19 protein-coding genes are annotated in these 22813 nt (G+C 38.8%); 15 read left to right on the top strand and 4 right to left on the bottom strand.

Translation table 11 applies throughout. The features are described 5' to 3' along the window. The first annotated feature begins 18 nt into the window (after positions 1 to 18). From coaBC to A3GQ_RS0110565, 6 genes are all read left to right on the top strand, one after another. Positions 19 to 1209 carry a bifunctional phosphopantothenoylcysteine decarboxylase/phosphopantothenate--cysteine ligase CoaBC gene (coaBC, locus tag A3GQ_RS0110590; protein ID WP_028777027.1) on the top strand — a complete coding sequence of 397 codons (1191 nt, stop codon included), beginning with the start codon at positions 19 to 21 and terminating at the stop codon, positions 1207 to 1209. Further along, entirely contained in the window at positions 1206 to 3650 is a 2445-nt protein-coding gene (gene priA, locus A3GQ_RS24080) for a primosomal protein N' (protein ID WP_051271592.1), read from the top strand. Before coaBC ends, priA begins: the two co-directional genes overlap by 4 nt. After that, positions 3607 to 4080 (top strand): peptide deformylase, encoded by a 474-nt coding sequence (gene def, locus A3GQ_RS0110580; protein WP_028777026.1) that lies wholly within the window; start codon positions 3607 to 3609, stop codon positions 4078 to 4080. Before priA ends, def begins: the two co-directional genes overlap by 44 nt. Next, complete coding sequence (fmt, locus tag A3GQ_RS0110575) at positions 4077 to 5027, top strand: methionyl-tRNA formyltransferase (protein ID WP_028777025.1); 951 nt, start codon at positions 4077 to 4079, stop codon at positions 5025 to 5027. The genes def and fmt overlap by 4 nt, the downstream gene beginning before the upstream one ends. 38 nt (positions 5028 to 5065) lie before the next feature. After that, positions 5066 to 5587, top strand: coding sequence for a dihydrofolate reductase family protein (locus A3GQ_RS0110570; RefSeq protein ID WP_028777024.1), 522 nt, complete (start codon positions 5066 to 5068; stop codon positions 5585 to 5587). Positions 5588 to 5696: 109 nt separating this feature from the next. Next, positions 5697 to 6752 carry a DNA polymerase IV gene (locus A3GQ_RS0110565; protein ID WP_028777023.1) on the top strand — a complete coding sequence of 352 codons (1056 nt, stop codon included), beginning with the start codon at positions 5697 to 5699 and terminating at the stop codon, positions 6750 to 6752. Between the two features lie 774 nt (positions 6753 to 7526). Here the strand turns inward: A3GQ_RS0110565 and A3GQ_RS0110555 are convergent. Next, on the bottom strand, positions 7527 to 8141 hold the full coding sequence (locus tag A3GQ_RS0110555) for an SMODS-associated NUDIX domain-containing protein (RefSeq protein ID WP_028777022.1): 615 nt from the start codon (positions 8139 to 8141) through the stop codon (positions 7527 to 7529). Between the two features lie 327 nt (positions 8142 to 8468). Here A3GQ_RS0110555 and A3GQ_RS0110550 point away from each other — a divergent pair, with 327 nt between their 5' ends. Beyond that, positions 8469 to 8978, top strand: a complete 510-nt coding sequence (locus A3GQ_RS0110550; protein ID WP_051271590.1) for a GNAT family N-acetyltransferase — start codon at positions 8469 to 8471, stop codon at positions 8976 to 8978. 266 nt (positions 8979 to 9244) lie between these two features. Here the strand turns inward: A3GQ_RS0110550 and A3GQ_RS0110545 are convergent, their stop codons facing one another. Together A3GQ_RS0110545 and A3GQ_RS0110540 are read right to left on the bottom strand one after the other, a co-directional pair. Beyond that, complete coding sequence (locus A3GQ_RS0110545; RefSeq protein WP_028777020.1) at positions 9245 to 10465, bottom strand: macrolide family glycosyltransferase; 1221 nt, start codon at positions 10463 to 10465, stop codon at positions 9245 to 9247. A gap of 25 nt (positions 10466 to 10490) precedes the next feature. Beyond that, positions 10491 to 11924 carry an MDR family MFS transporter gene (locus tag A3GQ_RS0110540; protein ID WP_028777019.1) on the bottom strand — a complete coding sequence of 478 codons (1434 nt, stop codon included), beginning with the start codon at positions 11922 to 11924 and terminating at the stop codon, positions 10491 to 10493. Between the two features lie 210 nt (positions 11925 to 12134). Here A3GQ_RS0110540 and A3GQ_RS0110535 point away from each other — a divergent pair, with 210 nt between their 5' ends. The 6 genes from A3GQ_RS0110535 (at position 12135) to A3GQ_RS0110510 (ending at position 19209) form a co-directional block, all read left to right on the top strand. Continuing rightward, positions 12135 to 12755, top strand: coding sequence for a TetR/AcrR family transcriptional regulator (locus A3GQ_RS0110535; protein WP_028777018.1), 621 nt, complete (start codon positions 12135 to 12137; stop codon positions 12753 to 12755). A gap of 709 nt (positions 12756 to 13464) precedes the next feature. Further along, positions 13465 to 14391, top strand: a complete 927-nt coding sequence (locus tag A3GQ_RS0110530; RefSeq protein WP_028777017.1) for a substrate-binding domain-containing protein — start codon at positions 13465 to 13467, stop codon at positions 14389 to 14391. A gap of 66 nt (positions 14392 to 14457) precedes the next feature. Beyond that, positions 14458 to 15975: a sugar ABC transporter ATP-binding protein gene (locus A3GQ_RS0110525; RefSeq protein ID WP_028777016.1), complete on the top strand. Its 1518-nt coding sequence runs from the start codon at positions 14458 to 14460 to the stop codon at positions 15973 to 15975. Beyond that, positions 15968 to 16930 carry an ABC transporter permease gene (locus A3GQ_RS0110520; protein ID WP_156877656.1) on the top strand — a complete coding sequence of 321 codons (963 nt, stop codon included), beginning with the start codon at positions 15968 to 15970 and terminating at the stop codon, positions 16928 to 16930. The genes A3GQ_RS0110525 and A3GQ_RS0110520 overlap by 8 nt, the downstream gene beginning before the upstream one ends. Further along, positions 16927 to 17724, top strand: coding sequence for a tryptophan synthase subunit alpha (trpA, locus tag A3GQ_RS0110515; protein WP_028777014.1), 798 nt, complete (start codon positions 16927 to 16929; stop codon positions 17722 to 17724). The genes A3GQ_RS0110520 and trpA overlap by 4 nt, the downstream gene beginning before the upstream one ends. 6 nt (positions 17725 to 17730) lie before the next feature. Continuing rightward, on the top strand, positions 17731 to 19209 hold the full coding sequence (locus A3GQ_RS0110510; protein WP_028777013.1) for a xylulokinase: 1479 nt from the start codon (positions 17731 to 17733) through the stop codon (positions 19207 to 19209). A gap of 280 nt (positions 19210 to 19489) precedes the next feature. Here A3GQ_RS0110510 and A3GQ_RS0110505 read toward each other — a convergent pair whose 3' ends face one another. Then, on the bottom strand, positions 19490 to 20143 hold the full coding sequence (locus tag A3GQ_RS0110505; protein ID WP_028777012.1) for a pyridoxine/pyridoxamine 5'-phosphate oxidase: 654 nt from the start codon (positions 20141 to 20143) through the stop codon (positions 19490 to 19492). A gap of 95 nt (positions 20144 to 20238) precedes the next feature. Between A3GQ_RS0110505 and rsmB the strand changes: the two genes are divergently transcribed. Both rsmB and rlmN read left to right on the top strand, forming a co-directional pair. Beyond that, entirely contained in the window at positions 20239 to 21582 is a 1344-nt protein-coding gene (gene rsmB, locus A3GQ_RS0110500; protein ID WP_028777011.1) for a 16S rRNA (cytosine(967)-C(5))-methyltransferase RsmB, read from the top strand. A gap of 169 nt (positions 21583 to 21751) precedes the next feature. Beyond that, positions 21752 to 22798 (top strand): dual-specificity RNA methyltransferase RlmN, encoded by a 1047-nt coding sequence (rlmN, locus tag A3GQ_RS0110495; protein ID WP_028777010.1) that lies wholly within the window; start codon positions 21752 to 21754, stop codon positions 22796 to 22798. The last annotated feature ends 15 nt before the right edge of the window (positions 22799 to 22813 follow it).

Here is a 22813-nt window from a genome sequence, read left to right as displayed (position 1 = left end):
GACAAAAGAGGGATAGAGATGGAGAAAAAACGCATCGTATTGGGGATTACTGGAGGAATTGCAGCATTTAAAGCCGCTTCGATTGCGAGTAAACTGACTCAGCTAGGGATGGATGTCCGTACGATTATGACAAAGTCTGCTACCGAATTCATCACCCCTCTTACCTTACAAACATTAACACGAAACCCTGTAGCGATAGACACCTTTGATGAGCGAGATCCATCTCGTGTCATGCATATTGATTTAGCTGATCATGCAGATCTTGTATTAGTAGCACCTGCGACAGCAAATATTATTGGTAAATTGGCAAACGGTTTAGCAGATGATATGTTATCGACGACAATATTAGCAACAGAAGCGCCGATTGTACTCGCTCCTGCTATGAATGTACATATGTATCAAAATAAATTTGTACAGGCCAATATGAAAAAATTAGCAGATCATGGTGTAAAGTATATTGAACCTGGAGAAGGACAGTTGGCTTGTGGATATGTTGGGAAAGGTAGACTTGCAGAGCCTGAAGAGATAGTTGCGTGGGTGCAATCCTTTTTTGATAAGAAACATTCATTACAAGGGAAGACGGTTCTTATTACAGCAGGTCCCACCATAGAAGCAATAGATCCAGTCCGGTATTTGTCTAACCATTCCTCTGGTAAAATGGGTTATGCATTGGCTACAGCTGCTTTGTTTGCTGGGGCAAATGTTATTTTAGTCAGTGGTCCAGTAGCTTTAACACCACCTCAAGGTGCAAAAGTAATTTCGGTGAGAGGGGCACAGGAAATGCATGATGCTGTTCTCTCACATTTGGATGATGTGGATATGGTGATCAAAGCAGCAGCAGTATCAGATTATCGTCCAAAAGAAGTATTAACACACAAACGAAAAAAACATACAGACAACTGGGAGATTGAATTGATAAAAAATCCCGATATTGCATATGAAGTGGGAAAACGAAAAAGAGAAAATCAATTGTTGATCGGTTTTGCCGCTGAAACAGAAAATGTAGAAATGTATGCAAAGGAGAAGTTGGAGAAGAAAAATATGGATTTTATTATTGCTAACAATGTGCTCCAAGAGGGAGCAGGATTTTCTGTTGATACCAATGCTGTAAGTGTTTATGGCAAACAAGGGTTAATTGCTACCTATCCAGTGATGTCTAAACGAGATTTGTCAGAGCAGCTCATAACTTGGCTCGGAGCACAGTTATGATTCAGTTAGCAAAAGTAGTGGTGGATGTTCCAAGTAAAGGAACAGATCGACCTTTTGATTACTTGGTACCTGAAAATTTGATTGGAGAAGTGAAGTTAGGTAGCCGGGTAGAAGTGCCTTTTGGACCACGGAAAATACTCGGTTATGTAGTTGGGTTAATCCTAGCACCACCTTCTCAAAAGCTAAAAAACATCTTAGATGTAAAAGATATTTTGCCTCCTTTAACGCAAGAACTTTTGCAGCTTGGTCAAGCGATGGCGGAAGAATATTTTTGTCATACGATAACTGCTTTTCAGTCGATGATTCCAGCTGTTTTAAAAGGAAAGTATCAGAAAAAAATTTATCTGGGTTCTGTGGATACATTGGCCGATTTGGAAATGGAGCCACTCGTTCAACTTTTAGAGAAAAAAACATCATGTACTTTTGAAGAAGCAGAAGAGATGGTGGGGAGACCTGCGTTACGTAAAGCTATTCAAAACAAAGTAGTCTTAGTGGAAGAGCATGTGGGTGACCGTGTAACAAAAGAACAAATAACTTGGGTTCGACTACAAAACAACAATGTGCAAGATATCCCAAAACGTGCAAAAAAGCAGATCGAAGTAATGCAGTATTTACTCCAAGATCCGAAAGACATTCCATTGGCGACATTATTAGCAGAAACTGGTGCAAATAGACAGACTGCCAAAGCATTAGAAGAACGTGGTTTGATTCAATTGGAAGTCAGAGAGCAGTATCGTGATCCCTATCGAAATGCTTCTTTTGTTCCGACTGTTCCTTTGGAGTTGACAGCAGAGCAACAACAAGCTCTAGATATTATTTCAAAACCGATGCAAGAAGAGCAATATCAGACAGTTCTGTTGCATGGAGTGACAGGTAGCGGGAAGACAGAAATATATTTACAATCCATTGAAAAAGTTCTGCAACAAAACAAAGAAGCAATCGTGTTGGTTCCCGAAATAGCTCTGACTCCTCAGATGGTCGATCGATTTAAAGGTAGATTTGGAGATAAAGTGGCAGTTCTTCATAGTAGGCTTTCAGCAGGCGAACGATACGACGAATGGCGGAAAATTCGCCGAGGAGAAGTTCAAGTAGCGATTGGGGCACGATCTGCTATTTTTGCTCCATTTACAGAGTTAGGTTTGATTATTATTGATGAAGAGCACGAATCATCTTATAAACAAGAAGAAAGCCCACGTTATCATGCAAGAGAAATTGCGAGATGGCGTGCCCGATTTCATCAAGCAACCGTAATTTTAGGATCAGCTACACCTTCTCTAGAAAGTTATTTTCATGCTCGCACCAATGCATACGAATGGGTAACATTAAAAGAGAGAGTGAAAGGTCGCCCGTTTCCAAAAGTAGAGACGGTAGATATGAGAGAAGAACTAAAACAGGGAAACCGGACCATGTTTAGTAAATCCCTTACTACCTCCATTCAAGAGACTGTTGCTCGTGGGGAACAGGTTGTATTGTTTTTAAATCGTCGCGGATATGCTACGTTTGTGTTATGTCGTTCGTGTGGAGAAGTGGCAAATTGTGATCACTGTGATATCGCATTGACCTATCATCATACGAATCGAACAGTCCGCTGCCATTATTGTGGTTATACTGACCGAGTTCCCACTACTTGTCCAAAATGCCAAAGTGAACATATTCGTCATTTTGGTACGGGTACCCAAAAAGTAGAAGAGGAGTTAAGTAAACATTTTCCTGGTATTCGTGTTATTCGAATGGATATGGATACAACAAGCAAAAAGGGTTCCCATGAACGATTGCTCCGTTCATTTGGGGAAGGAGAGGCAGATGTTCTTTTAGGAACACAGATGATTGCCAAAGGACTGGATTTTCCCAAGGTTACATTGGTCGGAGTGATTGCTGCAGATACCATGCTAAATCTGCCAGACTTTCGGGCTGTAGAAAGAACATACCAATTGCTTACACAAGTAAGTGGACGTGCTGGTAGACATGAACAACCAGGAAAAGTAATCATCCAAACGTATCAAGAAGACCACTATAGCATTCAAATGGTTGCAAATCATGAGTCGGAGTCGTTTTATCGAAAAGAATTATTGTTACGAAAACAGCATCATTATCCTCCCTTTTGCGGTTTGTTTACCATAACGGTGAGTCATGTGGACCGAGTTTTGGCAATGAAACATGCTGTGGATATCGCTAATCTTTTAAAAGAAAATGCTGCTTATGAGGTTTTAGGACCAGTAGCACCTTCCGTATCGAAAATAAAAGATCGTCACCGTATTCAGGTGATGGTAAAGTATCCACAAGATACAGAGATCATTAAAGATATTCAATCCAAATGGAAAACCATTGAAAAATGGCCCAAAGATAAAGAATTACGCATACAAATAGATCGAGATGGTGAGATAGGAGTGATCACAAATGTCCATACGCAACATCGTGAAGTATCCCGATCCCATACTTAGGGAACGGGCAAAAGAAGTAACCAAATTTAACGATCGATTGGCTAAATTACTCGATGATATGGCTGAGACCATGTATGATGCAAACGGAGTAGGATTAGCAGCACCTCAAGTTGGTATAGGAAAACGTGTATTAGTGGTTGATATCGGTGACGAATTGATGGAGATGGTAAATCCTGAGATTGTGGAGAAATCGGGAGAACAATTAGAACCACCAGAAGGATGCCTCAGTATTCCTGGTTTACTAGGCTATGTCAATCGAGCAAATGTGATTCGTGTAAAAGGGCAGGATCGCAGTGGAAAACCAATTGAAATCGAAGCAGAAGGTTTTTTAGCCCGTGCTTTTCAGCACGAAATTGATCATTTAAACGGTGTATTGTTCATTGATATTGCACAGAAAGTGTTTCGTCCAGAGGAGGAAGAAGAGCAATGAGAGTAATTTTTATGGGCACCCCAACCTTTGCGGTGCCTTCTTTGTTAACATTGATCGAAGAAGGATATGAGATTGTATCTGTCGTTACACAGCCTGATCGACCTGTAGGTAGGAAAAAAATCTTAACTCCGCCACCTGTCAAGGAGGTAGCAATCCAACATCATATTCCTGTTTTTCAACCAGAAAAAATCAGACTGCCTGAAGGTATTGATTATGTGAAGGAAATGAAACCGGACTTAATTGTGACAGCTGCATTCGGGCAAATATTACCTAGAGAAATACTTGAAATTCCTAAGTTTGGTTGTATTAATGTACATGCCTCTCTTTTACCTAAATACCGAGGAGGAGCTCCTATTCATCAAGCTCTGATCGATGGAGAAAAAGAAACAGGTGTCACCATCATGTATATGGTAGAGGCATTGGACGCTGGGGATATGATCAATAGTAGGAGCATCCCGATCACAGAAGAAGATCATGTAGGAAGTTTATTTGAGAAACTGTCCCTAGTAGGTGCAGAATTAGTGAAAGAGACATTACCTGCATTAATTCAGGGAAAGATTACTCCTGTTCCTCAAAATGAAGACCAGGCTACTTTTGCTCCAAATATTAAGAGGGAAAAAGAAGAGATCAATTGGCATCGCTCAGCGATAGAGATTCGTAATCAAATTCGTGGTATGCATCCGTGGCCTGGCGCTTTTACCTATTGGAAAGGACAAGCATTTAAAGTTTGGTGGGCTGAGCTGGTTGAAGAGACTCCTGAAGGGAAGATACCAGGACAAATATGGGATCTTACACCCGGAGGTATTTTTGTCGCTACAGCTTCTGGCTCTCTACGCTTGGCGGATATTCAGCCAGCAGGAAAAAAACGATTAGCAGCAGGTGATTTTGTTCGAGGTCGCCAAATGAATGTAGGGGAAATGCTAGGTAAGAATGCATCTGATCTATAGCAAACATTCATAAACTTAGGGAAAAGGACGTAGTGACCATGAAACGAAAAGTAATCCTTTATATTGCCATGTCGATCGATGGACATATTGCCGACGATGAAGGAAGTTTAGATTGGTTACATACTTCAGCAGGAGAAGAAGATAACGGGTACAGCGAATTCATCAAACGAATTGATACTGTTGTGATGGGGAACAAAACGTATAAGGAAATCTTAAATTTTGATGTTCCTTTTCCATATGCCGATAAGGAATGCTTTGTTTTTTCCAATCAAGAAACAGGATCCAATGAGCATGTACAATATGTAAATGAAAATGTAATAGATTTTTTAAGGAGTCTGGATGAGCCAGATAAAAAAGATATTTGGCTAGTTGGTGGTGGAAGATTGATAGAAGATTTTTTACAGCACCAATTGATTGATGAATTGATTCTTACGATTGCACCAGTAACGTTAGGCAAAGGTATCAAGTTATTTCAAGGAGAGAGCATCGAGACAAGATATCAATTGCAAGAAGTTAGGGAAATAAATCAATTTGTAGAGTTGCACTATATAAAAAAATAACTTTCTTGAAAACTACACCTTGTGTAAACGGGGTGTAGTTTTGTTTTCAAAACAGAGTTATTCTATAATAGTTATACGAATATATGTTTGAATGAGAGGGGAGATCGCAGTGAAGAAAATACTACATCTAGATTTGGATGCTTTCTTTGCAAGTGTAGAACAACTGGATAATCCTTCACTGCGGGGAAAACCAGTAATCGTAGGTGGCAGGGAAAATAGAGGAGTCGTCTCTACTTGTAGCTATGAAGCAAGAGAATTTGGTGTTCATTCTGCTATGCCTGGGTCTGTGGCGAGAAGGAAGTGTCCGCAAGGAATCTTTGTACCTGTTCGTTATGACCGTTATCGTGAGAAATCAGCAGAAGTGCGTCATATATATACCCAATATAGTGATCAATATGAAACACTCGGATTGGATGAGGCTTATCTGGATGTGTCTCATTATGATGATGCTGTTCCAATTGCCAAAGAACTGAAACAGCGAATAAAAGCAGAAACTGGGCTTACTTGTAGTATTGGTTTGTCGTATAACAAATCACTTGCCAAAATAGCTAGTGATTTAAAGAAACCAGATGCATTGGTTATTATTCGTCCAGAAGAAGCATTAGGGATACTGGAAAACCTCCCAGTTGGAACCCTCCATGGTATCGGAAAAAGATCAAAAGAACGGTTAGCACAAAAAGAGATTTATACCATAAAGGATTTTTGGCAACTATCTCGCGACGAAGTAATCGAGATGTTTGGGAAGTTTGGGTATGATCTTTATGATCGAGCGAGGGGAAATGATGATAGAGAGATTGTCATGAATCGAACTGTCAGGTCTGTCAGCAGGGAAACTACGATGTCCTCTGATCTGCATGACAGAGAAGAGATAGCTTCTATCGCGAAAGATCTTTTAGAAGAAGTAATACATAGTGTGGAAGGTAAAAAGCTGCACCCACAAACATTAACATTAAAAATACGTTATGCAGACTTTACGACTCATTCTAAACAACGTACAGTGATCACTAACGTTGATTGGTATTCTGTACTAGATGAACTGCTAGACTCTTTTGATTATGCAGGCGGGGTTCGACTTGTGTCTGTGCGATTTTCAAATTTCAGTACCAAATCTATTGATCAGATTTATCAACAACTCTCTCTTCATTGGGATGATAAAAATGGCTAAAATAGGACTTTCCTAGTAAAATGCTTTATACTGTGAAGTTTAAAATAGGAAGAATCCCCCTAAGATTTGAAGAACAATCAAAGAATTCATGGTTCTAAAAAATCTACATTATTCCTCACGTTGGCACCAAAGTTACTTTGCGGGTTTGCCATGTTCGCTGGTTCTAAAGTTACAACCCATTTTGGGCTTTTAATATAAAAGAAAATTTAGTAAAATAAAGTTTAGTAACCCTAAAAAAGGGTTCTTGTCTAATAGAAAGGTTCTCACCATGGCAGACACTTCTGCCCCTCCTCCTGGCGATCCCAGCTGGGCGGATCCAAAACAATGGAGTGATGATCAGCATAAGCAGTATGAGGATTTTATGGAGAATCTCGGACTCGATCCGGGTGAGAGGCCAACAAATACATCGGACAACTAGCGATACCTTCAGCAGGTAGCGTAGTGACGGATTTGCTTTCCTTCCCAGTGAAACGGAAAATCCGTCGCCCGTTATACGAGGAAAAATAACTATAAAGCTCCTGATCAGGAGCTTTTTTAAATGAATACAGGTTTTATGTATCTCAAAGCATGAAGAATTATTGGATTCGTTTGATTATAGCGACGGGATGCAGTTAGTAGTTGTTCGGTTTTTTAATTTTAAAAGGGGAATAAGTGATCAAAAGTACCAACAACTTTCGCTTCAGTGAAGGATGAGAAAAGTAAGAAGCAGCACTCCCCCAGCAACGAGCATGTGCTAGTTACTGGGGGAGCTTCTCGGTACCTACCTTCTTAGAGTTAGAGAGAATCGTGAATGAAGCGAGGGAGGATCAACTTGGAAACAGAACCGATTGTTTCCCCATTGCTCTCACCAGCCAGAATCTCTGCTTCCGAGAAGAAGCGAATTACTGGATCAGGAGCTTCACTCGCCCGCCTCAGCTTTTCCATTGTTGCTTGTGGAAAAGTAACGTGATGAATTTCCGCCATTCGAATGGTTGGAAGCTCTACTTGGAAGCTAGACCCAAGGAACTTCACCTTCGATTTTTCGAGATCTTCTTGTTGCAGAAGCTTCGTTTCTTCTTCCATTGTGAGTTCTTGGTAGATCTCCGCAATCGGAGTGCATTCACGCTGTGTTCGTTGGTTAAACCAATCAATCACATCCTGAAGGTTTTGCTCAGGAAGGTAGAAGACCATATCAAATGGATGCTTCTTCCTGAAACCATGAGCCCCCAAGCGCTCGAGGAATTGCAAACCTTCAGGAAATACTTGAAGTCCACCCCCGATCGGTGTAAAGACTCGCTCCCCTTTTTGCAGACATGCACGGTTGATCAAGAGAGCGTACTTACCTTCCTCATCTTGGAGGGAGACGAGAGCGGGACAGCTAAGACGTACGCTGACAGGAATGTATTTCATGATCCGCTTCTTCTGGAGTATGGAATAGGTACAAACATTTCGATTATACCATCTCTTTTGAGAGAAATGAGTATAGTAATTTTAGATTTAAAGAAAGGTAGTTCCCTATAAAGGAGTCCCATCATGTCTATTCCTTTTTATAATCAACGAGTTCAGAAAAGGATTAGAACGACTATAGTCGTATGTATCATGTATATATTTTTGTGTTCATGTACCCAGAAAAACCAATAAATTTATATATCTGAAGATAAAACAAATCATGCGATCCTATCTTGTACTTAGGCGATATTTTGATGGTTGATAGAAACGATATAGAGGTGAATGCAAATGAATCCGATTATTCAATCTGATCAATTAATTTTAAAGAAAACCCAGCGTAATGACTTAGCGTTTGTTCTTCGTGTAGAAAACGAAAACACTCCATTCATCGATTCTTGGACAAGGGATCAACACATTCACACGATGGAAAGTATAGATATGGAGCATTTGATCATACAGAGTGTGTCTACAGGGAAAGCAGTCGGATATATGATTATGACTGATCTCCATAATCCACATGGGTCTTATTATTTAAAACGGATTGTTGTTGATGAAAAGAGAAAAGGCTTTGGAAAAGAAGCATTGCGACTTTTGAAAGCTTGGTGTTTTAACGAGTTACAAGCACATCGATTGTACTTAGATGTGAAAGAATTTAATAAACGAGCCCAGAAATTATATGATCAAGAAGGCTTTTCAATAGAAGGTATTGCTAGAGAGTGCCGCAAAGAGGGAGATCAATATATCTCACTTGTTTCCATGTCTATTCTGAAACAGGAATATAAAGAGGAACATCAATAAACCGGAACTACAGTGGAGATGCTGCAATAGTTAATCAGCTTTCTTTATTTGATCTCAAATGGTTCCAATTCATATACTGATAGGGGACACAGTACCCAATAAGAAAATTGTACGTTTAGACATACTACTTTAGACACAAAACAACCAACTACTTGTACGTTAAGCAGTTGGTTGTTTCTTTTGGATTACTTTATAAACAATAAAGAATAGTATTAAAATTAATAATCTAATGATATAACGCATGCTTGATTGGAGATGCAAAAAAATTAATCTTTTTGCTTTCTATTTACAAATTGGATGATGCTTTCTGCTGCTTTCACATATCCACCTGCTGTTTTAAAAGATTGGCTAATTATCTTCCCATTTTCTTTGTAGATTGGATTATAAAGTACATCTAAAACCGCTTCTTTGAGTTGCTGTGGTGAAATCTTATTCACATCTAGTCGAATACCTGCTCCTAGTTCTTCTATCCGTTTGGCAACTGCTGGTTGATCTGCACGAATGGGAATCATGACGAGTGGAACTTCAAAGTATAAACTTTCGCTTACACTGTTTAATCCGCTGTGTGTAATAAAAACGTCTGCATATTGTAAAATTTCTAGTTGAGGCACATAATCTTGGATAATAAAGTTTTTAGGTGCTTTTTTTAATTGATTGAAAGATAGATTTTTTCCAATGCTTACAACCACTTTCGCTTCTATATCTTTTAGTGCTTCAAAAGCAATTTGATAAAGTTCTGGTTGATTTTGCAGAATAGAACCCATTGACATCAAAACAACACGTTGATCACGAATCTGATCAAAGGGAAACTCAGTTTCATCAAAACGATCTGCAATAGATGGACCTACAAAAACGAATTGATCAGCTAATTTTTCAGCGTTTTTTTGAAAGGTTTTGGAGGTAAAGCAGATATTCATATCTCCATAACATAACATCAAATTTTCATGTAGATTTACCTTGTATTTTTGTTCTAAATGTTTTCGAATGGGAGCAGTTTCTTTCAATAAAGCAAAAATAGAAGTTTTCTTTTGATTGTTATTTTGAATCGGGGCTTTATCTGATGGTGCAAATGTAGTCCAAGTAGAAATAGTTGGTAAATTTAACGTATTTGCAATAAGTTTTCCAGGTAGACCTTGTGCATCGTGTAAAACATAATCATATTGTTCATCCTTGATGTCTTTTAAAATAAAATCAGTAATCGATTCTTGCAATTGAAACATCGTCATTATTTTATCTAGGATGTCTTCCGTAAAACCTGTCTTCTGAAGTTCTTGGAAAGAAGGATCAGCGATGATACTTTGTAGTAAATCCTCAGTCTCTTTGGGTATTGGGCGAAATTCAGCCCCGGTATGTTCAATCTGTTTTCGAAAAGATTTGCCAGTGAAATAAACAATTTGATGCCCTTGTTTCACTAATTCTGTCACTAAACCGATTGTAGGGTTGATTCGATTTTCTAATGGGGTACTAAAGTAAAGCGCCTTTGTCACAAAAAATCCCTCTTTCTATTAATATTTACTGTGTTTGTGTGTGATTGTCTTTTAAGCGTTTTGGCTTTGCTGTTGGATACAAACTGATCGCCAAAAAGAGTCCAATGATAGCAATTCCCATTGGTATCAAGAAAGTTTCACTAAATGAAGCAGATAACGAGTGAAGAGATTGGCTTGTTTCACTTTTCATTCGAGTCGTTAAAAACGTAGTTAAACCAGCGATCGCCAATGAACTCATCACTTGCTGTGCAGCACTAGTTAAAGCTGTAACACGACTGACGGTGTTTTGTGGTGAGATCTGAACTAAATAGGTGCTGATGGACATAGAAGAAAGACCCATAGCTATACCTAAGAAGGACAAGGGGACCATCATCTGCCAATAGCTATTGTTCAGAGATATAGTTGAAAGTAGAAAAGTAGCAATTGCAACAAATCCCATACCTGTGATAGCGAGAGGTTGAACTCCGATTTTATCGAAAAGCCTTCCTCCTATCGGCATAAATATAGCAACAGATAGAGCATATGGTAACATCATAAGACCCGTTTCAAATGCGGAGTATCCTTTAACCTGTTGAAAAAACAAAGGAACTAAAAAAAGAGTACCAAAGATAACAATTTGGTTAATCCATTGTACAATGATCCCTCTGGTGAAACGCGATGATCGAAAAACGCGAAGTTCTAAGATGGGGTTTTTATGTTTTAGTTCAACAAATACAAATAGAATGAGAGAGATGACTCCGATTAGAAGGCCTATAAGTGTTTTTGGTGTAGTCCAACTGTTTGTACCTTTACTTATCCCATATAAGAGAGTTGCAAATGAGAGTGGAGCAAGTAATAAACCCCAAACATCAAGTTTTGCAACGGTTTCGGACGGAATAACTGGCAAATTACGAAACCCCATTAGAATTGCAATAAAACCAACAGGTATATTAATAAGAAATATCCATTGCCAAGTTACATATTCGACCAGCCAACCAGATAGAACGGGACCAAGTGCTGGAGCCAAAAGTACTGGGATTCCCATTGTACTCATAATGGTACCCACTTTTTTTGCAGGACTTATGCGATAAATAATAGCGAGCGCAATAGGCATAACCATGCCCCCGCCTAGCCCTTGAATGATGCGAAAGACAATGAGTTGTTCAACATTGAGTGCTAGTGCACAGAGTAATGATCCGATGGTGAATAGTGAAATGGAGATAAGAAAAATTCGCTTGGCTCCAAATTGATCAGAAAGCCAGCCCGATAGAGGAATGACCGTTGCGCCAGCTAAAACATAGCTGGTCACTGTCCATTGTATGGTAGAAAGATCACTTTTGAAATCTTTAACCAGATCATGAAGTGCAACATTCATTACTGTGCTGTCCAGAATAACCATAAATAATCCGATGACAAGTGTAGTCAATGGTAGAATGAGTTGTTTCATTGTTAACTCTTGTTTTAATTGAGTTGTATTCAACGAAGTAATGCCTCCTCAGGTGACTTTTTGTTAACTTCTCTGGTTATTGACTTAATGAGATCGAAGTGAGTACAATACTAGAAATTATAAGAACAAAAAGAAGGTTATTTGTTTCTATTAAACGGACTCGAGTCCGTTTAATAGAAACTATCAGAATTATTATTATTTGTCAATGAAAAATTCGACTATTTTGCAAAGAAGGGGTAGCGTGTGGCCGTTAGAAAAGAAAGACAGGATGCTATTGAAAATAGAAAGCTTATTTTAGAAACAGCTCATGTTCTTTTTCAGAAACATGGAGTTGACAATGTAAGCATGCAAGAGATTGCTCAAACAGCGGGAGTTGGAAAAGGGACTTTATATCGGAGATATAAAGATAAAGGTGATTTATGTTCAGATTTAGTTCAAAAGCGGTTTTTGCACTTTAAGGAACAACTATCCGCTTATTTAGACGATATGGAAAATGGTTCCCCTATCGCTCAGTTGCAGAAAGTTTTGCGTGAATATGTAAATATGGTTGAGGAATTATCCAAATGGTTAAAAGTGATTCAAGCATATGATTGTTTAAAAGGAAGATCGGCTACTTATTTTCATTCAGAACCTTATGTTTTTATGTATAAAACCATCCATAGTCTACTTAAAGAGATCGAGAGACAAGGATTGATAGAACTTACTGATTTATCCTATACAACGGATGTTTTTTTAGCTGCTATAAGTCCTGATTTTTATTTATATCAACGGCAAGAGAAAGGGTATTCACAAGATGATATCCTTGAGAGATTTTACTCTCTTTTATTGGAACCTTTTATAAAATTGGATCAAAATAAAAAATAGAATGCTGAGAAATAATCGAACAAAATGTAGCCTCTGAGTGATATGTTAAAGAGGAAACTACATCATGGAATGATTTTGAGGGAGATTCTCTGCACGACAATTGGGAGAAATACGAAATCGATCCTAACCCAGACCAATCCCATCGAGTAAGTGGTATACAAAATGGGTGGTCATTGCAATTATTTTATGAATACAGGTTACATTGCTCAAACAGTAGAAGCCTTGTGAGGGAAAGGAATAAACATTCCAGAAGAGTATTTACAGCATCTCTCTCCGTTTGGATGGGAACACATCAACCTCATAGGTGATTCTGTACGGAATCGAAAACAGCGAATTTCTCTTGATGATCTTTGACCTCTAGGAAAAGAAAGAATTAGAGCCCTCATGAATAGAAAAAATCAACCAACTGCTTAACGTACAGGTAGTTGATTGGTTTGTGTCTAAAAGATGTCTAAGTATTTGCGTACCGTGACTCCTGATAAAAAACATCCAACCAATAGTAGGGGATGTTTTTTTGTTTTCCATTCCTTATTTTTCTATTTATGAGAATTTTATTTTTTTATGATATTTATAATAATATTATTTACAAACGAAATATTAAACGTTTATGCTAAAGAATATAAAGTTCCTAACTGTAAAATATCTCAGAAAGTGTGAACAAAACCAAAGATTTATATTAGTTATTCATTTTATGTAGAGGGGCAAAAAGATGAAAAAAATTCTGTCTATTGTGATAGCGCTATCATTACTATTGAGCTTAGCTGCATGTGGGTCGCCTAAAAAAGACACGAAAAAGATAGCTATTTTAACACCCTATCTCTCATCCGTAACCACAAATCAAATGGTAGATTTATTGAAGAAGCAATCCCAAGCAAAAGGTTGGGAAGCAAATGTGGTAGATACCAAAGGGGATGTAGGGCAGTTAGTGAGTAGAATGGAAGATGTGATTGCTACCAATGTGGACGCTATTGTATTGGTAAGTACGGATCCTAACCAAGTAAAAGCCCAAATCCAAGCAGCAAAAGAAAAAAACATTCCCGTTTTTGGCTGTGACTCAGGGTATATTGATGGCATGGCAATGAATGCAACAAGTGATAACAAAGCAATGTCCAAGATGATCACCGAACATCTTTTCAAACAACTGGGTAATAAACCAATCAATCTGGTTGTGCTTACGTATCGCCCTCACCCAGGTGTACTCAAAAGATCGTTAGAGTTGGATGAGCTTCGCAAGCAAAATCCAAATGTGAAAAAAGTGATTGAGCAACAAGTGGATGTACCTGGTCCAATCGAAAATTCTCGTAAACAGATGGAAAATCTACTGCTTGCAAACAAAGAAGAAGGTTCGATTACAGCAGTATGGGCTGGGTGGGATGAACCCGCTATTGGTGCTACACAAGCAATCCAAGCTGCTGGTCGTAAAGATATTATCGTAACTGGGATTGATGGAAATAGCCAAGCAGTTGAATTGATCAAACAAAGTTCTCCTCTGGTGGCTACTGTCAAACAAAATTTCTCAGGTATGGCTGAAATTGTAACCAAACAAATCGATCTCGTGTTCCAAGGTAAGAAAGTAGAAGGAACAGAGTTATATGCACCAGCTTCTCTCATTACAAAAGAAAATGCAGGAAAATAAATAGGATGCGGCATTTTGCTGCATCCTCCTTCACATCTATACAACACAGAGAGGGGGGGGCAAGCCATGTTAGAAGTGAAAGAACTAGATAAACGTTTTGGTTTTCACTATGCACTGTCGAAAATTTCACTTGATGTACAAGCTGGGGAAATTCATGCACTTATTGGGGAAAATGGTGCAGGGAAATCGACATTGATAAAGATCCTTACCGGGATTTATCAAGTGGATAGCGGAAAGATTTTTTGGAATGGGCAAGACATACAGATCCGTGAACCAAAAGCAGCTAGAAAGATAGGTATCCAAGTTGTTCACCAAGATCGTCAATTAATCCGTAGTTTTACTGGTTATGAAAATTTGTTTTTAGGGATGTCTTATCCAAAACAGAAATGGGCCCTCGGTATTCACTGGAAGCAAATGAGGGTTGAAGCGGAGGAAGTGAAAAAAAGGCTTGGTATTCAACTAAACTTGAGCAAATTAGCAAAAGATATGTCTCCGTCTGAAAAAACGATGTTGGAGATCATGCGAGCTGCTATGATGGATTGTCGATTGCTCATATTAGATGAACCGACAGCAGCATTAAATGATGAAGAATCAGAATTATTATATGCCCTTATCCATAAATTAGTTGCCAAAGGAACCTCCATTCTCTACGTTTCCCATCGAATGAATGAAATTTTACGTTTGTCTCACCGTGTTACTGTTATGCGAAATGGAAAAATTGCTGGAACTTTTCCTACTAATGAGATGAATAAAGACAAATTGGTACAACTCATGACCAACCAGGATGGAACGACAAAAGTTCGTGAACACAAATCTTCCCTAACAGGGAAACCAGAAGTTTTACGTTTGACAGGGATATCCTCCATGGATCAAAAAGTGAAACATATTTCTCTAGATGTGAAACAGGGGGAGATCGTAGGAGTATTTGGTTTGGCAGGTTCGGGACGAACAGAGTTGCTGGAAACCATTTACGGTACAAGGAAACGAAAGTCAGGTAAAGTAGAAATTCAAGGTGAAAGAGTAGAATCTATTTCACCGAAGCATTCCCTTTCAAAAGGGATAATCTTAATTCCAGAAGATCGAAGGGGCGATGGATTGGTACTGGATATGTCTATTCGGGAAAATATGACACTATCTACGCTATCGCGTTTTTCATCGCTCTTTCATATGAGAAAACAACGAGAACAGACAGAGGTCCATGCTTGGATGGAGAGACTACAAGTAAAAGCAACTAGTTCAGAGCAAGCCATTAAAGAATTGAGTGGAGGGAATCAACAAAAAGTAGTTTTTGCTAAAGCGTTGCTCTCCAAACCAATCTTGTTTCTATGTGATGAACCTACTCAAGCGGTCGATGTCATGACAAGGGAAGAAATTCATCAACTATTAAGAGAGCAAACCACACAAGATAGTGGTGTTCTTTTTGTATCTTCCGATGTACAGGAAGTATTAGAGATCGCAGATCGAATTTTTGTGGTTCATGATGGGGCAACTGTAGCAGAATTTCAGAATGAGGCTGTCACTGCTGAGCAGATTTTGCAAGTATGTTACAACCAGAGAAAGCTGAGTGATGTCGAAAATGAATAGGAAACTACCAGAGTATACTGTCTCCCTGCGAAATTTGTTTCGTGTATATGGAACACTGTTTGCAGGAGTATTGATCATTCTTTGTTTTAGTATTCTTAGTCCAGACTTTGCTTCAGTGGATAACATGATTAACATCAGTAGACAAATCTCGTTCTTGGTTATCATTGCACTTGGTGCAACACTTGTAATGGCTGTTGGAGAATTCGATCTTTCTATTGGAGCAATGGCAAGCTTAGGTGGGGTAATCGCTGCAAAACTAGCAGTATCAGGACAACCTATATGGCTTTGTATTTTGATTCCGCTCGTTTCGTCACTTGTTATCGGGTATATCAATGGATGGGTAGTTACGAAGTTTAGAGTATTATCTTTTATTACAACACTGGCGATGGGAACGATTTTGGGAGGGATCACCTTTTGGCTAACGGATGGGGCTACGATTTTTGAAAATATCCCAGAATCTTTCCGTTATCTGGGACAAGAAATGTGGTTTACGATTCCCATCCTTTCTTTTATCATGCTTTTTCTTACGTTCGTGTTCTGGTATATCATGTCCCACACTCCTTTTGGTCGTAGGTTATATGCGATTGGGGGAAATGAGTCTGCTTCTAGAAATGCAGGAGTATCCGTAGCGATTAATAAAAACATGGCATTTGCTTTATGTGCGATGCTCGCTACCCTTGCGGGTATTTTGATGGCATCGAGATTAGGCTCTGCACAGCCTACTAGTGGAGATGGCTTGTTTTTACCTGCCTATGCGGCAGTTTTTTTAGGAATGACCTCTTTTAAAGAAGGAGTTCCAAATATATGGGGGACTTTCGTAGGAGCCGCGATTATTGGGATTTTAGCAAATGGTTTAACGATGTTAGAAGTTCCTTCCTTCTTGCAAGATGTGGTGACAGGTTGCATTGTAATCGCAGCAGTGATCTTGCAAAAAACAGGACGTGATTCCTCGTGAATTTTTATAATCAGCGCAATCGACAAACATGGGAATATATAAAAAAACATCAAGAAGCGTTGTTAATTGGATATCTTATAGCCGGGGATACCACTCCCGAGAAATCATTGAAACTAATCGAGAATGCTGTATTAGCAGGTTTAGATATACTCGAGCTAGGTATACCAAGTAAAAATCCGTATTTAGATGGTCCTATTATTCAAGCTGGCCATACAAGAGTGAATCAAAATCTCGATCATTGGTTTCTCCCATTTTGGAAGCAAGTGAGGCAGCGTATCCAAAAACCAATTTGGGCTATGAGTTATCAAGCTGATTTATTTCAATCTGACATTTATGAGCAGTTAGTAACCAATCGACTGATTGATGCTCTATTAGTTCCTGACTGCTCTCCGGAAGAGCGGGAACAACTGGCGTTGGAAATAAAAGATTATGGGGTAGATGTTGTACAGTTTATTCAACCAAATATGTCCGATCAAGAGATTAACAAGATAGCTCGTCATGCTTCCATCCTTTATGGACAAACCTATACTGGTGCAACCGGTTCTCCCTCGGCCACTTTAGGAAATCTGCCTGCTTTTTATGAGCGTATAAAAGGGCAAACTTCTGCTTTGACAGTAGCTGGTTTTGGCATTCAGACACCTGAACATGTTAGAACAGTAATCGAGAGCGGGTTTGATGGAGTAGTGGTAGGGTCTGCATTAGTAGAATGTTGTATAGATGACAGACAAAATAAACTATATGAGCTTATAGCTGAAATGAAAAGTCAGACAGATCTCTATGAGATTAAAGGATGATGTATATTGTGTTATATTGCTTCTTTTGACATAGGAACAACACAAGCAAAAGGTATTTTGGTTGCCGTTGATGCTAGACCACACCTTGAGAAAAATAAAGAGATCGTGACAGACTATGCAGACAACCAGATGGAACAAAATGCGGATCAGTGGTATCAGGCTGTTATAGATATTTTAGCGTATTGGTTTGAACAGGGGATCTTGCCGCAAGATATTCAGCTCCTTACCTTTAGTGGTCAGATGCAAGACTGTATACCAGTAGATAAAAAAGGAAAAGCATTAAGAACAGCAATACTTTATGGTGATAGTAGAGCAGGAAAACAAGCTGCTCAGTTGGAAGCGCAATTTCCGATTCAAGCTGTTACAGGTAACCAAATGGATGGTACGCTAACTTTTCCCAAAATAGTATGGATCAAAGAAGAACAGGCAGATGTTTATCATCATACTAATTCGTTTCTCATTGGTTCGAAAGACTATGTTATTCGCCAATTAACAGGCAGGGCAGTTACCGATCCTACTACTGCTGCAACTACTGGAATGATGAATGCACAAACAAAGCAATGGCAAACGGATTGGTTTGCAGCATGTGGGATCGAGGAAACCAAACTCCCTGTTATTTTTTCTTCTGATGAAATTGTCGGTACCATTACAGATCAAGCAGCAAAGGAAACCGGTTTATTAGCAGGGACTCCCGTTTTATGTGGAATTGGAGATGGAGGTTCTGCTTCTATTGGTGCTGGGGTGTTTCTGACAGGAGAAATGTATGGGTATCTAGGTACTACTGGTTGGATTGCTACACCAGTGGAGACAATATCTCAATCAACCAAAGGGTTATTTCATCTTCCCTATGTACAGGAAGATCAGTTTTTAGCCATAGCTCCATTGATGAATGCTGGCAATGTACACAAATGGATCATATCTGCATTTGGAAACCATGCTTTTTTAGAGGATAGGAGTTATGAAGAATGTGAACAACACATAAGGCAGAGTGATCGAGCGAACAATTCTCTTTTGTTTTTGCCTTATTTAAATGGAGAGAGATTTCCAATTCAAGATCCTGCTGCTTCTGGTTGTATGATTGGGATTCGTCCCCAAACAACCTCATCTGATATGAGTTGTGCCGCATTGGAAGGGGTTGCGATGGCAATGAGGCAGGCAATGGAAGCTATTACGGAAGAGAATACTGGAGCTTTAACGCTTATTGGTGGAGGCAGCAAGAGTAAAGTATGGAATCAAATTATGGCTGATGTATTAAATAAACAAGTAAAGGTTCCATCCGAATCGCAGTTTTTTCCTGCGATGGGAGCAGTTGTACTTGGTGCAAAAAAATTAGGATGGACTAAGAACTTCTCTGATTTTGCGCAGCATGCTTTGTCCGTCTTTCCTTCTGATATCTATACTCCTGACCGTTTCATGGTGGAACACTACAACAAAAAATATGCGAAGTATAAAATGCTCTACCAACATATAAAAGATATATTTTAGCCCTTTTTCCCTTTTTGTAGAGCACCTACTATGATTGCAGGAATCTACAGAAAGGGATATTTTTTTGTAAGACTCATTCTGAAGGAGGAACATGTATAGATACTCCAGTACCATTTTTTGTATCACGAAAAAGGGCTTATGAGATTTTACTCGAATTTATGAATGAAAAGAAAATAGGTAGCTTGGACAAATGGAAATCGATACGAAATTAAAACCAACTGACTTTCCTGTATAGTCGGTTGGTTTTCGTTTAGCTATTCTATTCTTTGTTTTTTATTTCTTATGGCCACAACAAAGTTTGTGTCCAACTATTTTCTGTAAGTCTATACTTTATCCTAACGTGTTTGCGCGTTTCTTTTCCCTGCCAAAATTCTACTTCAGTGGCTTCTACACCATACAGTCTCCAATTGGGCGTTACTATGTTAGGATTTTGAGTGATTTGTTTTTGTTTATGATGAAATTCTTTACTTATATCCACTCCTGGTGTAACAACTTTGCTTTGTTTTTCGAGTAAGGCAATTGCACGAGCATCTTCAGATCTTGCCAGAAAATCTTTAGAACTGGCTTCATCCCCCATATCAAAAGCATTGCCACGTATACGAATTTGTCTTCCTAAGAGAGGCCAATAAAATGTTAGTGCGACTTTTGGGTTAGTTTGTAGTTGTTGGCCTTTTTGACTCTCTGAGCTAGTGGCAAAGAACCATTTATTATTGGAAACGTTTTTTAAAATTACGATACGAGCATCAGGAACACCTTCTGAATCAACAGTTGATAATGTCATGGCATGGGCTTCCCTTACTTGCATATTTATTGCCTTATACAACCATTCGAGAAACAACATTTCAGGTTCTGGTGGTAATTTGTCTACATCAAAAATAGGGAAAGGGCCTTGCAGAGATTTTAAATTCCTTAGTTGCTTTCTAATGTTGTCCATTTGTGTTATTCGACTCCCATGTAGATGTGTTATTTGTCATCCATCATATGGATACGTTATCATATTTGCAAATACATAAGTAAGAAGGTTAAAACATGCATATCAGTAAGACTGCCCGAGCATGGGCATTGGATACATTGGAGAAATGGCACAAAGCGAGTGCTTTTAGTAATCTCCTCTTGCATCAACAACTCCAAAAAAGCGATCTAGAAAATCGAGATAAACGTTTGGTTACGGAACTCGTTTATGGAACGATTCAACGACTAAATACGTTGGATTTTATCATTGATGAATTGGTAAAGAAAAAAACAGTGGATATGTGGGTAAGACACTTATTGCAACTCAGTTTATATCAATTTATTTATCTGGATAAAATACCAGAACGTGCCATCGTTCACGAAGCAGTTGAGATAGCCAAATGGCGAGGAAGTATGGGTGTTAGTAAATTCGTAAATGGTGTGTTGCGTTCCTTTATAAGAAAACAAAGTGAACTAGGAACATTTACAGCTAAGTCCACTATAAAAGACCGATCACTTCTGCATTCTTTCCCTCCGTGGTTGGTATCTCATTTGTCAGGAGCATATGGAAAAGATACAGCTGATCTTATTATGGATGCTTGTAATCAACCTCCTAAAGTAAGTATTCGTGTCAATGCATTGCAAACGGATAGAGAAACATTCATCGCTCACTGGCAAGGAGAAGGGTTACATGCTGAGGCCTCTGCTATTAGTCAGGATGGCGTTATTGTTTCAGGGATTGGGAATGCTGCCAATCATGCTGGTTATCGTCAAGGTGATTTTACGATACAAGATGAGAGTTCGATGTTAGTATCTTCCTTACTAGATCCCAGTCCTGGTATGCATATATTGGATGCTTGTGCGGCACCAGGAGGAAAAACAACACATCTTGCGGAAAAAATGAATAACCAAGGTTCTATTTTGGCGCTAGATATTCATAAACACAAAATAAAACTCATCGAATCGAATGCTAAAAGGCTCGGCATTTCCATTATTCAAACTAAAGCATTAGATGTTCGCAAATTAGAAGACACAAAATTGTACGATGCTGTTTTATTGGATGCTCCTTGCTCTGGTTTAGGCGTTATCCCAAGAAAACCAGATATCAAATGGAGAAAATCAGAGTCAGAGATTGAGCAACTTGTGTTGATTCAGCAACAACTGTTAGAATCAGTAGCATCTAAGGTGAAGTCTGGTGGTATACTAATGTATAGCACTTGTACGTGGACATTGGAAGAAAATCATAAGCAAATTGCTCGATTTCTGGATCATCATCCAGAATATTTTCCTGATCCAGCATTTATGGCTTCCTTACCTGAGAGTGTGCGAGAAAAAGCTATTATCACTGATGGTACCGTGCAAATTCTTCCGCACCATTTTCATAGTGATGGATTTTTTATTGCTAAATTACGAAAAACATAGGATTTGTCTTTTTTCTATATTTGTTTTTATGTAGATAAGAAATAAAAGATCTATCAAGTGCGAATAATTTTCGAAACCATTAACGAGCTCTTTCCATCTAGCTTTTTTCTTTGATATAATAGGAAATGTTTTTCGTTTGATAAAGTTGCGGTTTGTTGGAGCGATAGATATGAAATCATTTGTATATGACTATGGAACAGAAGATTGGACGAAATGGATAAAGAGTCAAGGCTATCCAGCCTTTCGATCAAAACAAATAATGGAATGGTTATATTCCAAACGTGTTACTTCTTTTGAAGAGATGACGAACTTACCTAAAACACTTCGAGAAGAGCTAACAAGATATTTTGACTTCGAAACTCTAGAAACCATCACAACACAAACATCGCAAGACGGAACGGTTAAATTTTTATTTGGTTTACATGATAAAAATGCGATTGAAACCGTTATAATGCGTCACCAATATGGAATAAGTGTTTGTGTAACCACACAAGTTGGTTGTCGGATTGGTTGTACGTTTTGTGCTTCTACCTTGGGAGGTTTGAAACGAAACCTGACAACCGGGGAGATTGTTGCCCAAGTGGTGAAAGCACAACAGCACTTGGATCAAACTGGAGAACGCGTGAAATCTGTTGTTATTATGGGATCAGGGGAACCATTTGAAAATTATGACGCAACGATTGCTTTTGTACGTATCATCAATGAAGAAAATGGATTGCACATTGGTCAACGTCATATCACAGTTTCCACGAGTGGAGTAGTTCCAAACATTTATCGATTTGCGGATGAAGATTGGCAAGTTCGCTTAGCCATATCCTTACACGCCCCAAATCAAGATTTACGCTCACGGCTTATGCCCATTAATCGCCGTTACCCTTTGAAAGATTTATTAACGGCATGCTGGTATTACCTTCAAAAAACAGGTCGAAGGCTTACGTTTGAATATGCATTGATTGGAGAGAAAAATGATCAGGACGAACAAGCTCATGAATTAGGCAAACTTTTGTCTGGAATGAACTGTTTGGTGAATCTTATTCCGGTCAACTTTGTACCAGAGCGAAATTTTGTTCGTACACCAAGAAAACAAATTTTTGCTTTTCAACGTATTCTTGAGTCTTATCATGTTTCTACGACAATTAGACGTGAACAGGGTCATGATATTGATGCAGCCTGTGGCCAACTTCGAGCTAAGCAACAAGGTTTACTAGAGAAATAATGAAAGAATGAGAAA

This window comes from Shimazuella kribbensis DSM 45090 (genome assembly GCF_000428065.1).
Classification (GTDB): Bacteria; Bacillota; Bacilli; order Thermoactinomycetales; family Thermoactinomycetaceae; genus Shimazuella; species Shimazuella kribbensis.
The sequence above is the reverse complement of the archived record's forward strand: the minus strand, read 5'-3'. Positions and strand labels throughout refer to the sequence as shown.